The organism is Streptomyces sp. NPDC002788 (genome assembly GCF_053592115.1).
Map to the genome: position 1 here is coordinate 308,404 of NZ_JBSFVB010000008.1, position 14,005 is coordinate 322,408.

Annotated in this window: 14 protein-coding genes; 8 read left to right on the top strand and 6 right to left on the bottom strand. The window is 72.4% G+C overall.

Annotation, left to right across the window (positions count from 1 at the left end; genetic code table 11):
* The first annotated feature begins 76 nt into the window (after window positions 1–76).
* Entirely contained in the window at window positions 77–1,312 is a 1,236-nt protein-coding gene (locus ACWD1U_RS17705) for a glycosyltransferase 87 family protein (protein WP_451108432.1), read from the top strand.
* Here ACWD1U_RS17705 and ACWD1U_RS17710 read toward each other — a convergent pair.
* Window positions 1,273–2,595 (bottom strand): MATE family efflux transporter, encoded by a 1,323-nt coding sequence (locus ACWD1U_RS17710; protein ID WP_451108434.1) that lies wholly within the window; start codon window positions 2,593–2,595, stop codon window positions 1,273–1,275. The two genes, ACWD1U_RS17705 and ACWD1U_RS17710, sit on opposite strands and share 40 nt — an antisense overlap.
* Before the next feature lie 105 nt (window positions 2,596–2,700).
* Between ACWD1U_RS17710 and ACWD1U_RS17715 the strand changes: the two genes are divergently transcribed.
* The gene (locus tag ACWD1U_RS17715; RefSeq protein ID WP_451108436.1) at window positions 2,701–3,231 is read left to right on the top strand and encodes a PadR family transcriptional regulator; all 531 of its coding nucleotides are present in this window, start codon (window positions 2,701–2,703) and stop codon (window positions 3,229–3,231) included.
* A gap of 167 nt (window positions 3,232–3,398) precedes the next feature.
* Here ACWD1U_RS17715 and ACWD1U_RS17720 read toward each other — a convergent pair whose 3' ends face one another.
* From ACWD1U_RS17720 to ACWD1U_RS17740, 5 genes are all read right to left on the bottom strand, one after another.
* Window positions 3,399–4,583, bottom strand: coding sequence for a hypothetical protein (locus tag ACWD1U_RS17720; protein ID WP_451108438.1), 1,185 nt, complete (start codon window positions 4,581–4,583; stop codon window positions 3,399–3,401).
* 33 nt (window positions 4,584–4,616) lie between these two features.
* Window positions 4,617–5,630, bottom strand: coding sequence for an NlpC/P60 family protein (locus tag ACWD1U_RS17725; RefSeq protein ID WP_451108440.1), 1,014 nt, complete (start codon window positions 5,628–5,630; stop codon window positions 4,617–4,619).
* 222 nt (window positions 5,631–5,852) lie between these two features.
* Complete coding sequence (locus tag ACWD1U_RS17730) at window positions 5,853–6,893, bottom strand: NlpC/P60 family protein (protein WP_451108442.1); 1,041 nt, start codon at window positions 6,891–6,893, stop codon at window positions 5,853–5,855.
* 245 nt (window positions 6,894–7,138) lie between these two features.
* A complete protein-coding gene (locus ACWD1U_RS17735) occupies window positions 7,139–8,488 on the bottom strand; it encodes an NYN domain-containing protein (RefSeq protein WP_451108443.1) in 1,350 nt (449 codons plus the stop codon).
* Between the two features lie 71 nt (window positions 8,489–8,559).
* A complete protein-coding gene (locus tag ACWD1U_RS17740) occupies window positions 8,560–8,799 on the bottom strand; it encodes a hypothetical protein (protein ID WP_003989675.1) in 240 nt (79 codons plus the stop codon).
* Window positions 8,800–8,958: 159 nt separating this feature from the next.
* Between ACWD1U_RS17740 and ACWD1U_RS17745 the strand changes: the two genes are divergently transcribed.
* The 6 genes from ACWD1U_RS17745 to ACWD1U_RS17770 all read left to right on the top strand — a co-directional run bounded on the left by ACWD1U_RS17745 (window position 8,959) and on the right by ACWD1U_RS17770 (window position 14,005).
* Window positions 8,959–9,711 (top strand): rhomboid family intramembrane serine protease, encoded by a 753-nt coding sequence (locus ACWD1U_RS17745; RefSeq protein ID WP_451108445.1) that lies wholly within the window; start codon window positions 8,959–8,961, stop codon window positions 9,709–9,711.
* Window positions 9,708–9,989, top strand: coding sequence for an Lrp/AsnC family transcriptional regulator (locus ACWD1U_RS17750; RefSeq protein WP_451108447.1), 282 nt, complete (start codon window positions 9,708–9,710; stop codon window positions 9,987–9,989). The genes ACWD1U_RS17745 and ACWD1U_RS17750 overlap by 4 nt, the downstream gene beginning before the upstream one ends.
* 110 nt (window positions 9,990–10,099) lie before the next feature.
* Window positions 10,100–10,429 (top strand): small secreted hydrophilic protein, encoded by a 330-nt coding sequence (locus ACWD1U_RS17755; protein WP_451108449.1) that lies wholly within the window; start codon window positions 10,100–10,102, stop codon window positions 10,427–10,429.
* Entirely contained in the window at window positions 10,353–11,870 is a 1,518-nt protein-coding gene (locus tag ACWD1U_RS17760) for an ATP-binding protein (RefSeq protein WP_451108451.1), read from the top strand. Before ACWD1U_RS17755 ends, ACWD1U_RS17760 begins: the two co-directional genes overlap by 77 nt.
* Window positions 11,867–12,532 carry a response regulator transcription factor gene (locus tag ACWD1U_RS17765; protein WP_451108453.1) on the top strand — a complete coding sequence of 222 codons (666 nt, stop codon included), beginning with the start codon at window positions 11,867–11,869 and terminating at the stop codon, window positions 12,530–12,532. The genes ACWD1U_RS17760 and ACWD1U_RS17765 overlap by 4 nt, the downstream gene beginning before the upstream one ends.
* 57 nt (window positions 12,533–12,589) lie before the next feature.
* Complete coding sequence (locus ACWD1U_RS17770; protein WP_451108454.1) at window positions 12,590–14,005, top strand: SLC13 family permease; 1,416 nt, start codon at window positions 12,590–12,592, stop codon at window positions 14,003–14,005.

Sequence of the window (14,005 nt, forward strand, 5' to 3'; positions counted from 1 at the left end):
GGCAGGTATGGCACGCTCACAGGCGACGGGCCCATCATGGCCCCCTCGACACGGCACGCGAACGGGCAGGGATCACGTGAAGACGACGGGCACGAGGCGGTCCCTGGCATGGCTGCCGGTGATCTGGTGCCTCACGAGGTGGCTGCTGCTGTTGTTCGTGCTGAAGGTGTACGTCTTCCCGGGCCCGGACGTCACGAGCGACGTGCACGTGATCTACCAGGGCTGGTACGACGTCCTGCGCACCGGAACGTTCCCTCTCGACGACGTCACCTGGCAGTACCCGCCCGCCGCCGCGCTGGCGATCCTCTCCCCCGGCCTGCTGCCCTTCCTGGACTACGCGACCGCCTTCTTCGTCCTGGTGTGCGTCACCGACCTGGCCGTCCTGGCCCTGCTGGCGTACGCGGGGCGCCGACCTGGCCGGTCGCTGCGCGGTGCCTGGGTGTGGGTGATCGGCGTGCCGCTGCTCGGGCCGACGGTGTACGCGCGCTACGACGTGATGGTCACGGCGGTGGCGGTGGCGGCGCTGCTCGCCGGTGCCCGGCACCCGAAGGCGCTGGGGGCGCTGGCCGCCTTCGGCGCGCTGCTGAAGGTCTGGCCGGTGATGCTCCTCCTCGCCGCCCGCCGCCGTAGCGCCTGGGTGTCGGCCCTGGTGACCGGCGTCGCGGTGGCGGGTCTGTCCGCCCTGGCCATGCCGGGCGCGTTCGCCTTCCTCACCTTCCAGCGCGACCGGGGCACCGAGGTGGAGTCGCTGGGCGCGCTGGTCTTCCATGTCGCCCGGCACTTCGGCTGGCAGGGCGAGGTGAGGCTGAACTACGGATCGATCGAGTTCCTCGGGCCGTATGTGAGCGAGGTGAGCACGGGCGCGCTGTTCTTCACCGGGGCGGCCTTCGGCTGGCTGATGCTGTGGCGGCTGCTGGCCCGGCGCTTCGAGGAGCACACGCTCGCCGACGCGGCCTTCGTGGCGGTGCTGATGTTCACCACGACCAGCCGGGTGATCAGCCCGCAGTACATGGTGTGGCTGGTCGGGCTGGCGGCGGTGTGCCTGTACTTCCCCGGGAGCCGGATGCGGCTGCCGGTCGCCCTGGTGTTGGTGGCGTGCCTCGTGACGGTGCTGGAGTTCCCGCTCTACTTCGCCGACGTGGTGGCCAGTGACGGTCTCGGCCTGACCCTGCTGTTCCTGCGCAACGGCCTGCTGGTGGCGGCCACCCTGATCGCGGCTCGTGCCCTGTGGCGCGCGACCGTACCGCGCACGGTCCCCGCCCCGGTACCCTCTCAGCCGGCCCGTACCGACGAGACCGCCGTCTCCTCCTGATCCGGGGCCCGCCCGAACAGCAGCCCCACCGGCGCGCACTGCACCGCCGCCCCGAGCCCCAGCGCGAGACACACCCCGGGCAGCCCGAGCCCCGTCAGGGCGTACGCGAACGCCAGCTGGACCGCCGTCCCGAGCACGGTCACGCGCAGCAGGACGGAGGCACCGCCGCTCCCCTCGAAGACCCCGCCGAGGGCGATGAGGCAGGCCATCAGCAGCAGGTAGGGCCCGACGCAGCGCAGGAACAGCACGCCCTCGCGGGCGACTGCGGGCCCGGCACCGAAGGCGGCCATGATCCAGGGGGCGGTGACGGCGAGCAGGACGGCCGCGGTGAGCCCGAGTGTGCCGGAGACGAGCACGGCCTGCCGCCCGATCGCCCGCCGCTCGTCGAGCCCCGCCCCCCGCGTGTGGGCGGTGTGGATGGAGGCGGCCTGGCGGACGGCGTAGAAGGCCATGGTCGCCACGTACAGGACCTTGTAGGCGATCGCGTAGGCGGCCACCGCCGTCACCCCGAGCCGCGCGACGATCGCGACCAGGACCAGGGCGCCCGTCTGCCGCACGGTGAAGTCGGCGGACATGGGCAGACCGGTCGTCAGCGTCCGACGCAGGGAGACGGCCCGGGGCTCACCCGGCTCGGCGGCGCGGGCCGTCCGCAGGAGGGCGTTGCGCCGGACCGCGAGGAGTCCGGCCCCGAGGGCCACGCACCGGGACAGCACCGTCGCGGCCGCGGCGCCCCGGACGCCGTGGAGGTGGATGAGGAGCGGATCGAGGGCCAGGATCAGGCCGTTGGACAGCAGGGCGAGCCGCATCGGGGTTCTCGTGTCGCCGGCGCCCTTGAGGAGGCCGTCGACGAGTTGCTGCGCGAAGAAGACGGCCATGCCGGGCATGGAGAGCGTGAAGTAGGCGACGGCGAGCGGGAGGGCCGCGCTGTCCGCCCCGCCCAGCACCAGCCGGGCCAGCGGTTCGCGCCCCAGCAGGCCGCCCGCCACGACCAGGGGCGTCACCAGCGCCCACAGCGCCCATCCGCCCCGCACGGCGGCCCGTACGGCGGCGGGGTCCCGGCTGCCCCGGGCGTGGGCGACCAGCACGGTCGTGCCGGAGCCGAAGACCAGGGCGATGCCGAGCAGCACGTTCTCCGTGGTGGTCGCCACGGCGACGGCGGCCACGGCCGGACCGCCCAGCCGGGCGACCCAGACGGTGTTGATGATCCCGGCGGCGACGGAGGCGAGGAGCGAGAAGTAGACGGGCCGGGCGAGCAGGACGAGCTGCCGGCGGTGGGCGTTCACGGTGACTGTCCCCCTGAGTCCGAACGAACCTCGATACGAGGTAACTCGAATCGAGGTAACTCGTCAAGAGGTAGCATGCGGTTTCGCCCACTCGGGAGGAGAGCCATGCTGGAGCTGTCGATCCTGGGCTTCCTGGCCGAGGAGCCGTTGCACGGCTATGAGTTGAAGGAACGCATCAAGGCGCTGACCGGGCATGTCCGGCCCGTGAGCGACGGTGCGCTCTACCCGGCGATCACACGGCTGGTCACGGCGGGCCTGCTCGACCAGCGCACGGAACCGGGGGCGAGCGCGGCCCCGCGGCGGATCCTCGCCCTCACCGACCAGGGCCGCGAGGAGCTGCTGGAGCGGCTGCGGCACCCGAAGCAGACCGAGATCACCGACCACGTCCGCTTCAACACGGTCCTGGCCTTCCTGCGCCACCTGCCCGACCGGCACGAGCAGGCCGCGGTGCTGCGCCGCCGCCTGGACTTCCTCCAGGCCCCGACGAGCTTCTTCTACGAGTCCGGCAAGCCGGTCCGCGCCGAGGAAGCGGACGACCTTTTCCGCCAGGGCGTGCTCCGGGTCGCCCGGGCAACGGGCGAGGCGGAACGGGCCTGGCTGCGGGAGGCCGTCGAACTGCTCGAAGGGTCGGGGTGAGGCGGCCGGACGCGGGGGCGCGGCGGCAGCGTCCGGCCGGGCCGAACGCCCGGCTCCGGCCACGCATGCGGGGCCGAGTGCGGTCCCTGGGCGGTTCTGCCCGTATCAGGCCGCACAACCGCCCGGCATATCAGGCCGCACAACCGCCCGGCCCCACCGCGGCCCGGTCAGCCCAGCTCGGCCCGCAGACGGTCCCGCCACTCGTCCGTGAACGCCTCCGGCGTCGTCCCCAGCACGTCCCGCATCGCCTGCTCCACCGCCCCGGCGCGCTTCCCGTGCTCGCCGACGGCCCGGTAGAACTCCCGCAGCGCCGGCTCGCCCCAGCGGTCGGCGATCAGCAGGCATGCCGTCCAGCCGCTCTCGTAGGCCCGCGCCAGGCGGCTCGCGTCGCCGGTGAAGCCGAAGTCCTCGTCGGCCGGGAGCTCGGCGGGTAGCCGGCCCCGGCTCACCGCACGGGACAGCTCGGGGGCGGCCTCGGCGGGGGTGCGGCCGGCGCCGCGGTAGCCGACCCAGTCGGCGTACCCCTCGGACAGCCACAAGGGCGTGGCGGCGCTCGTGTGGGCACGGGTGGCGACGTGGGTGATCTCGTGGGTGACGACGACCTGCTCGCCGGGGCCGCCGAGGTGGGCGAACGCGTCCGGGTTGACGATGATCCGGTCCGCCGGCGACCGGCCCGGCGCGCCCGTCTCGCCGGTGGTGACCGCCGCGATCCCCCGGTAGGAGGAGGCGGGCGATCCGAGCAGCCCCGCCATCCCCTCCAGTGAGTCCGGCACGAGCAGGACGACCCGCCGGCTCCAGTCCGTGCCCCACGCGTCCGACACGGCCGGCACCGCACGGTCGGCCAGGCCGGCGAAGTCGCGCAGCGAGCGGTCGGACTGCCCGACACCGAGGACGAGGCTGTGTTCGCCCCGGACAAACCGCACCGTCCCCTGGTCCCACAGCTGCTGCGCGGACCTCTTCGCGGGCCGCTCGGCGTCGACCGACCACCGCCCGTCCGCGTCCCGGCTCAGCCGCAGTGTGCGCCCGACGGCCACCGGCACCCGGTCGTACCCGGCGACGCGGTAGCGCAGCTCGGCGTCGGCCGTGGCCGTGTCGCCGGTGCGGTGCAGCTCGGTCACGCGGTACGACCAGGCGGCCAGGGGCATCGCGCGCAGTCGGGCGAAATCCGTACCCGTACCGGTGCGCGCGTAGGCCCGTTCGTCGCGGTCGAGGACCGCGGCCGCCCGGCGGTCCAGCAGCCGCTGGACGTCGACCGTGACACTGTCGGCCGCGGACCGCCCGCCGCACCCGACCAGGGCGGCGAGCAGCAGTACGAGCGCCACCACCGCGGACCCCGACCTTCGACCAGCCACGCCCCCGATCGTACGGGCGACGGGCCGCCCCGGTCAGACCCTGGTGACCGACGAGACCGGCATCATCCCGACCGGGTCGTAGCGCACGGACGCGCCGGGGTAGGGCGCGTGGATGACCTGGCCGTTGCCCATGTACATCCCGACATGGCTGGCGTCGCCCCGGTAGAGGACCAGGTCGCCGGGGCGCGCCTCGGACAGCGGGACCTGCCGTCCGGCGTACCGCTGGGCCTGCGAGGTGCGCGGCAGGGAGACCCCGGCCTGCGCGTACGACCACTGCATCAGGCCCGAACAGTCGAAGCCGGCGGGACCGTTGGCGCCCCAGACGTAGGGCTTGCCGAGCGCGCTGCGGGCGGCGGCGACGGCGGCGGCACCGCGTCCCGAGGCGGCGGTGGAGCCACCGAGGCCGGACAGGCCGGTGCGGCCGGAGCGCGAGGCGCGGTCGTAGGCGGCACGCTCGCCGTCCGGCAGGGAGTTGAGCAGCCGCCGGGCCGTGGCGAGCTTCCGCTCGACGGTCTTCTTGTGGGCGGCGACGGCCTTGCGGCTCTTCTCCAGTTCGCGGAGCTTGTCCGCCGCCTCCTCGCGGTCCTGGGCGAGTTCACGCATGGCGTCCTGGAGCTCCCTGAGTTCGCCGGCCTGGTGGGCGGTGAGGCGGTCGAGCCGGGAGGCCTCGTCGAGGTAGTCGTCCGGGTCGTCGGAGAACAGCAGAGCGAGGGACGGGTCGATGCCGCCCGACCGGTACTGGGCGCCGGCGAGCGAACCGAGCGACTCCCGCATGGAGTTGATGCGCTGCTGCTGCCGGGCGACCCGGTCACGGGCCGTGCCGACCTCGTCGCGCAGCTCGTCAGCGCGCTCGTCGGCCTCGTTGTAGGCCTCGATGGCCTTCTCGGCCTGCTCGTAGAGGCGGTCCACCTTGGCGCGGGTGTCGTCGTACGGTTCGGCCACGGCCGGTACCGCGCCCAGGGCGGCGGCCGCGACGGACAGGAAGCTGACCGCGACACTGGCGCCCCGGTCGAAGCCGGATGGTGCAAGGCGGCGATGGGACCCCACGGGAAGCCGCTCTCCTTCCGCTGGCGGACTTGGAACGCGGCAGACAGTAGCCCCGCGACAGGGGGCCGCCAACGACCATCCGTGGGTACGCGGCGCGACGCCCCGCCGCTGACGCAGGTCACCGGCGGGGCGTGGGCTCAGTCCGGGTTGTCGGGATTCCCCCGGACGGCGGACACGGTGTCCTGATCTTGAGGACGCCGAGGGGACTTTCGAGGTCCGGTGTCAGACCCGGACGCCGAACATGAAGGGACCGCCGATGGTGTCCATCGACTCGTAGCGGACCACCGTGCCCGTGCGCGGGGCGTGGATGATCTGCCCGTTGCCGGCGTAGAGGCCGACGTGGTGCAGGTCGTTGAAGAAGAAGACCAGGTCGCCGACCTTGAGCTGGCTGACCGAGTAGATCTTGGTGCCGATCTGGGACTGGGCCTCGGAGGTGCGCGGGATCTGGATGCCGGCGGCGGCGTAGGCCCGGGAGGTGAGGCCGGAGCAGTCGAAGGAGCTCATGCCCGTGGCGCCGTAGACGTAGGGCTTGCCGAGCTGGCTCTGGGCGAAGGCGAAGGCGGCGGCGGCCCGGCCCGAGCCGGGCGGGACGTCGGCGGTGAGGGCGTCGCGCTCGCTGGCCCGGCTGGCCCGGTTCTGCTCGGCGGCGAGTTCGGCCTTCTCGGCGGCGGTGAGGCTGTTGAGCAGCTTCTGCGCGGAGGCGAGCTTGCCCTGGACTTCCTTCTTCTTCTTGCCGAGTTCGGTCCGGGTGGAGGCGAGGTCCTTGAGCTTCTCGGAGGCCTCGGCGCGCTCCTGGGCGAGTTCGCGCTGCTTCTCCTGGACCTTCTTCAGCGCCTCGACCTGCTGGCTGCTCAACTGGTCGAGCGTGGAGGCCTTGTCGAGGTAGTCCTCAGGGTTGGCCGAGAGGAAAAGCTGGACGGAGGGGTCGATGCTGCCCGTGCGGTACTGCGACGCGGCGGCGAGGCCGAGGCTGTCGCGGAGCTCGTTGAGCTCCTCCTGGCCGCGGGCGACGTTGTCCTGGATGGTGGAGATCTCCTTCTGGAGCTTCTCCTGCTTCTCCTTGGCCCCGTTGTACTTCTCGGTGGCCTGCTCCGCCTCTTCGTAGAGCTTGTCGACCTTGGCCTTGACCTCGTCCTTGCTCGGCTTCTCGCTGGGGGCGGCGTTTGCGGCCTGCGAGCTGAAGGCGACGGCAGCGGCGGCGGCGGTGGTCAGCACGGTCACACGTGCGCGGCTCGGCTGCTTCGGACGACGGTGGGACGCCACGGGTGAAAAGCTCCTTCTGGCCCCTCCGCCGTCTCTCCCGATGAGTGATCACCCGAGCGGAGGTTCGGCCCGACCCTAGTGACCTTCCTGTGATCAGTTCAAATCCTCAGATGAAAATTCGCGTCACGGTAGGCCAACTTTTTCCCTGGACTCACAGGCGGTGAGACCCGTTTGACTCACCGTGGCTCGCAAGTCCCATCAATTCGGGCATCACGCCCGGACGTTACGCATGGTGCGTACGGCCCCTAGGCCCGCGAAAGTCGCTTGAGGAGCATCGCCGAGGCCACGGGACGGGCGCCCGCACGGGCCACCCCGTCGGCGACCTCGCGGTCGGTGGAGGCGACGATGACCGGCCGGCCCGGCGGTTCGGCCCGCACCAGCTGGCGGATCAGCTCGTCAGCGGTGACGCCCGGCTTCGAGAAGAGCACCCGGACGCCGCGCGGCGGCGCGAGCAGCACCGGCGCGGCCAGTTCGGCCCCGTCGAAGACGCAGGTCACCTCGGCGCCACTCTGCGCGGCCAGCTGGGAGAGCTGCCCGAGCAGCCGCAGGCGCTGCTTCTCCAGCGGCATCTGCGGATAACCGGTCTTGGTGACGTTGTAGCCGTCGACGACCAGATGGGCCTGCGGCAGCGCGAGCAGCTGGTCGAGGACCTGCGGGTCGTTCTCGGACAGGGCGCGGGCGGCGATGTCCTTGGGGGTCATCCGGCCCGGCTCCACGGCGTCTACGGTCTCGGCGGGGCGCACGGACACCGGCGGCAGGGCCAGTTCGCGGCGGAGCCCCTGGGTGGCGTCCAGCAGGGTGTCCAGCAGCAGCCGTACCCGCATGTCCTCGACGCTGCGGCCCTCGCGCGCAGCCCGGCGGGCGGCCTCCAGAGCGGCTTCGGTCTCCCCGAGCCGGGACTTCAGCCGCCGGGTCTCGCTCTCGGCGGCGGACACCTGGGCCTGCCCCTCGGCGCGGACGGCCTCGATCTCGCCGTGCGCCTTGCGCAGGGCGGCCTCGCCGCGCTTGACGTCGCTGAGGGCGGCACGCAGCTTGCGGTGCAGCGAATCGGCTTCCTTCTTGGCCGATTCCAGCTCCGCGCGCAGCCGCTCGGTCTCGGCCCGGGTGTGCTCACGGGCCCGGTCGAGTTCGCCGCGCAGCCGCTCCAGCTCGGCCCGGTTCTCCTCGTCGGCGCGCTCGGCGTCGGCCCGCTGGGCCTCCTCGCCGGCGGCGGCCACCAGCTTCACCCAGCCGGGCGGCCGCAGTACGTAGGCCGCGGCCGCCACGTCGAGCGGGTCCGCGGCCGGAGGCGGGGAGCCTGAGTCGAGGGCGCCGGTGAGCTCCGGCTGGGTCTCTCTGAGCTTCTCCCCGATGCGCTGCCGGAACAGCGGGTCGGTCTCCAGCGCCGCGGCCATGGCGTTGCCCGCGAACTTGGTCCGCCGGTTCGGGGCGAACCGGGCGTACTGCCTCAACTGCGCGGGCAGCTCGGAGACCGTCAGCGCGCCGAAGCCGTCGGAGACGATCTGGACGACTCTGCGGCGCACGCCGTCGGGCAGCGGACGGTCGAGCACCTCGGCGGCGCCGTCGCCCGGCCCCCCGCCTGTGGTCTCCGCCATCCGTCACACCCCAATTCTGTGCGGGGCCCTCCCTCACTCTCGACTTCGCTCGAGCGGGGGGACCCCCGTCGTCAGGACCCGGCGCCCGGCCTGTCCACGAGTTCCACCTGGTCCACCGCGTTGCACCAGCGGCAGCGCACCGACTCGATGGTCTCACTGAGCACCTCGCGCTCCTCGACCTTCGGCTCTCCGGCCAGGTCCAGGTGGACGTACTCCACGACCTTCGACGAGCGGGTCACGTCGAACCGCGTGAGGTTGCCGCAGAGGGTGCAGCGCCACCGCGTCTCGGCGGTCGGCAGGGGAACCGTCATCGTGACCTGTTCTCTTTCCTTCTAGTGTCCGTGACGCCACCGGCATCCCCGGTGCGTGTGGCTCGTAACCCTACGGCCTGGCGGGTCCCCGCCGCCCACGCGTCCGCGGCGGCGAGGCGGTCTGCGCGGTTGCGTCCGGTTACGTCATGCTCTGTGTCCATGATCCGCAAGTGGAGCGCGTCGATCGTCCGGGCCGGCAGGGCGGTCAGGGGGTCGTCGGCGCCGGTGACGTACTCCATGATCGTCCTGTGCTGCCTGGTCTTCCTGGCCGGGCCCGGCTCGGGCCTGAATCCGGCGTACGGCACGGGCGACGAGCTGCTCGCCGCGCAGCGAAGCTACTTCCGCCGCTGGGGCGTGATCCCCGCAGAACTGTTCGACGGGTCCGGGGGATCCGCTCTGACCCCCGCGACCGCGCTCTTCGTCCACGGCAGCTGGGTGCACCTGCTCGGCAACATGCTCTTCCTCTACGTCTTCGGGGCGATGACCGAGGAGCGGATGGGACGGGTGCAGTTCACCCTGTTCTACGTCGGCTGCGGCTACCTGGCCCTGCTGGGCTACGCCGTCGCCAACGCGGACTCCGGGCAGTCCCTGGTCGGTGCCTCCGGGGCGATCTCGGCGATCCTCGGCGCGTTCCTGTACCTGTTCCCCCGTGCCCGGGTGACCAGTCTCCTGCCGTTCCTGTTCTTCCTTCCGGTGCGCTTACCGGCGTGGATCGTGCTGCCGTTCTGGGCGGCCCTGCAGTGGCTGGCCGCGGGGCGCGCCCCGGACGGACCGGGGGTGGCCTACCTCGCCCACCTGATCGGGTTCGGGCTCGGCTTCGGCTACGCGTCGGTCCGCTACGGCCGCCCGACCGGCCCCACTAGAGTGAAGGCCGCCCCTGCTCCGGCCCCCGAGGGAGAGAACCAGCCGTGATCACCGCGATCGTCCTCATCAAGACCAGCGTGGACCGGATCCCCGAGATCGCCGAGTCGATCGCGGCGCTGGACAACGTCAGCGAGGTCTTCTCCGTCACCGGCACCTACGACCTGATCGCGATGGTCCGGGTGAAGCGGCACGAGGACCTGGCCGAGGTCATCCCGGGACGGATCAGCAAGATCCCCGGGGTGGAGGGGACGGACACGCACGTGGCGTTCCGCACCTACTCGCAGCACGACCTGGAAGCGGCGTTCTCGATCGGGTTGGACGCCTAGGGCTCCCTGCCCGAGGGCACGCTGAGAACCCGGTCCCCGGGGCCCCGGATGAAGAGTTCTTCATCCGGGGTTCATCATCCGCCCCGGGTTCCGTCCGCAGGATCGGGCGCATGGCATTCTCCCGTCGTATGGCCGCCCTGTCCGCGGTCGTGCTGATCCCGCTGGGCATCGCCGCGACCAGCTACGCCCTCGCGGACAGCCCCGAGTCGCCCAAGATGCCCTCCCCGCAGGTGGAACTGGACAGGAGTTCGCCCACACCCACCTCCACGCTCGATCCCACCTCCAAGCCCACGCCGTCCGGCGCCGCGCCGGGCGACGAGGTCGTCTCACGGCCTCCGGTGACCGACAGCTCAGCGAGTGACGATGACGACGACGACGGCGGCCGGGGCAACGGAGACGACGGGCCGGGCGACGACGACGGGCCCGGCTCCGACAACTGACACCGGGCGCCGGCGGATCTCCGCCCGGGTCCGCATCCTGCTGTGGCTGCTGCTCGTGATGGCGGTCGCACTCGCCTCGGTGGCCATGACCACCCGATCGTTCCTGATGCGGGACGTCGACAACCGGATCAACCGGCTGCTCGCCCAGGAGACCGGCGAGTTCGCCAACTTCGAGGAGCGGGGCGGGGATCCGCAGACGGGCCGGCCGTTCACCGACGCCGACCGGCTGCTGACGGTGTTCCTGGAGCGGCAGTACCCCGACGCGGACGAGGAGCTGATCGGCCTGGTCGCCGGGGCGGGCGGTGCTCCCCGGCAGATCCGCCAGCCGCACGACCTGCCCGTCGCCCTGCCCCTGCACCGGGACTCCGAGGCCCGGCGCCGCGTCTTCGACTCGCCCGACTCCTCCGGTGTGCTCCGGCGGCCGCAGGGCGAGATCCGCTGGGCGAAGGTGACCGTGGCGCGGCAGGGCCGGGAACCGGACGCCGCGTTCGTCGTCGCCTTCCACCCGGAGCGCGAGCAAGCGCGCGTGAACAGCATGTTCCGCACGCTGCTCGTCATCTCCGGGGTCGCGCTGCTGCTGACCGTCGGCATCGCCTGGGCGGTCGCCGGTCGGATCCTGAGACCGGTGCGGGTGGTGCGCACCGCGGCCGCGCAGCTCACCGAGCAGGACCTCACCCGCCGCATCCCGGTGCACGGCCACGACGACATAGCGGCTCTCGCCGAGACGTTCAACGGCATGCTCGACCGGCTGGAGCGGGCCTTCGCCGCGCAGCGCGAGTTCGTCGACGACGCCGGCCACGAGCTGCGCACCCCCATCACCATCGTGCGCGGCCATCTGGAGCTGATGGGCGAGGACCCGGCCGAGCGCGAGGAGACGGTCCGGCTGGTCACCGACGAGCTGGACCGGATGAGCCGCATCGTCGAGGACCTGTTGCTGCTCGCCAAGGCCGAACGCCCCGATTTCGTCACGCCGGAACCGTTCCAGGTCGCCGAACTCACCGCCGACGTCTACGTCAAGGCCCGGACCTTGGGTGACCGCGACTGGCAGCTGGCCGAGGTCGCCGATCTGGAGGCCGAGCTGGACCCGCAGCGGATCACCCAGGCCATGGTGCAGCTCGCGCAGAACGCCGTGCAGCACACCACGGCCGGCCAGACCATCCGCATCGGCTCCCGCGCCGACGGCTCGCGGCTGGAGCTGTACGTCGCCGACTCCGGGCCCGGTGTGCAGCCCCAGGACAGCGAGGTGATCTTCGAGCGCTTCCGGCGCGGCACGGCCCGCCGCGGCACCCGGGGCTCCGGCGCCGGACTCGGGCTGTCCATCGTCAAGGCGATCGCCGAGGGCCACCGGGGGCGGGTACGGCTCCACGGCACTCCCGGGGGCGGCGCCACCTTCGCCCTCGTCCTGCACACCTCCCGGGCACCGGAAGGGGACCCCACGTGAACCGCATCCTCATCGTCGAGGACGAGGAGCGCATCGCCTCCTTCGTGGAGAAGGGCCTGCGCTCCAACGGCTTCACCACGACCGTCGTCACCGACGGCGACGCGGGCTACGAGTACGCCCTGACCGGCGGCTTCGACCTCGTCGTCCTGGACATCGGGCTGCCCGGCCGGGACGGCTTCACGATCCTGCGGGAGCTGCGCGAGGCGCGGGTGACGGTGCCGGTGATCGTGCTGACCGCGCGGGACTCCGTACGGGACACGGTGGCCGGTCTCGAGGGCGGGGCCGACGACTGGATGACCAAGCCGTTCCGCTTCGAGGAGCTGCTGGCCCGGGTGCGGCTGCGGCTCCGCACGGCGGCGCGGGCGCCGGAGGTGACGGTGCTCAGGTCGGGCACCCTGAGCCTCGACCTGCGCACGCGCCGGGCCCGCTCCGGGGAGCGCACGGTCGACCTGACGGCCCGTGAGTTCGTGCTGCTGGAACTGTTCCTGCGGCATCCGGGGCAGGTGCTGTCCCGGGAGCAGATCCTGTCCCACGTGTGGGGGTACGACTTCGACCCGGGGTCCAACATCGTGGACGTGTACGTGCGGACGCTGCGGAAGAAGCTGGGGGCCCAGCGGGTGGAGACGGTGCGGGGGATGGGGTACCGGCTCCCCACCGGGTGAAGCTCCCTTCATGTTCGGCTCATCGGCGGCTCACCCCCGGGATGAACCCTCGATGACGTGACATGGAACCCACGAGCTCTCACCGCCCTGTGCGTGGCGCTGACGCTGTGTGCGCTGCTGGCGATCCCCGGGAACTTCACTGGGCTCGCAGGCGACGCCCGGTTCACACTCGCCGTGTTCGCGCTGGCGACCTGCACCTGGATCGGGACGTCGATCGACGACACCTACATCGCGCTGGGTGCCGGGCTGGCCCTCACGGTGACCGGGGTGATCAGCAGCGACACCCTGTTCGGGACGCTCGGTGACGCCACTGTCTGGCTGCTGATCTGCGCGTTCGTGCTGGCGGCCGCGGTGAGCCGGACCGGGCTCGCGGGGCGGGCGGCGGTGTTCCTGGTCACTGGGGCGCGGACCGTACGGCAGTTGGTGCACCTGACGACGGCCGCCCTGGTCGTCACGGCGTTCGCGGTGCCCGCCACCTCCGGCCGGGCCGCGCTCGCGCTGCCGGTGTTCCTCGCCCTCGCCAAGGTCCTCGCCGCCCGGAAGCGGCTGGTCGTGATGCTGGCGCTGCTGTTCCCGACCGTGATCCTGCTGTCGGCGGTGGCGACCCTGATCGGCGCCGGCGCGCATCTGATCACCGTGTCCGTGCTGTGGGAGACGACCGGGCAGCATGTCGGCTTCACCCAGTGGCTGCTGCTGGGTCTGCCGCTGGCCGTGACCTCCTCCCACCTGGCCGCGGAACTGGTCCTGCTGACGACGACCCGGCGCGCGGACCGCACCGGCCCGGTCCACATCACCCCCGAGCGGATCCAGGAGCACAGCGAGCAGCCGGTCACCGGCCCCTGGAGCCAGGCCGAGAAACGCTGCACCCTGCTGCTGGCCACCGTGATCGTCCTGTGGTGCAGTGAGCCGCTGCACCGCGTTCCGCCGGCCCTGGTCGCACTGATCGGCGCGGTCATCGCCTCCTCGCCCGCCCTCGGCACCGTGCGGCTGAAGGACGCGCTGAAGACCGTGCCCTGGTCGCTGCTGCTGTTCATGGCGGCGACGATGGCGATGGGCGTCGCGCTCGCCGACTCGGGCGCGGCGAAGTGGCTGGTGTCCGGGCTGCCGACGAACGAGTCCCCGGTGCTGTTCCTGGCGCTGGTGATCGCCGTCAGCACGGCGGCCCACCTGGTCCTGCAGTCCCGCTCGGCCCGCTCCTCGGTCCTGGTCCCGCTGGTCGTGGCCGCCTCCCTCGGCGTCGGGGTCAACCCGGTCGCCGCCGCCCTCGCCTCCACCGCCGCGGCGGGCTTCTGCCACACCCTGCCCGCCTCGGCCAAGCCGGTCACGCTCTTCGCGCAGATCCCCGGCACCCCCACCTACACCCCGCGCGACCTGCTGCGGCTGTCCGCCTTCCTGGCGCCGCTGACCGCCGCGCTCGTCCTGCTCTTCGCCGTCGCGGTGTGGCCGCTGCTCGGCGTGTCCGTCACCCGTTGA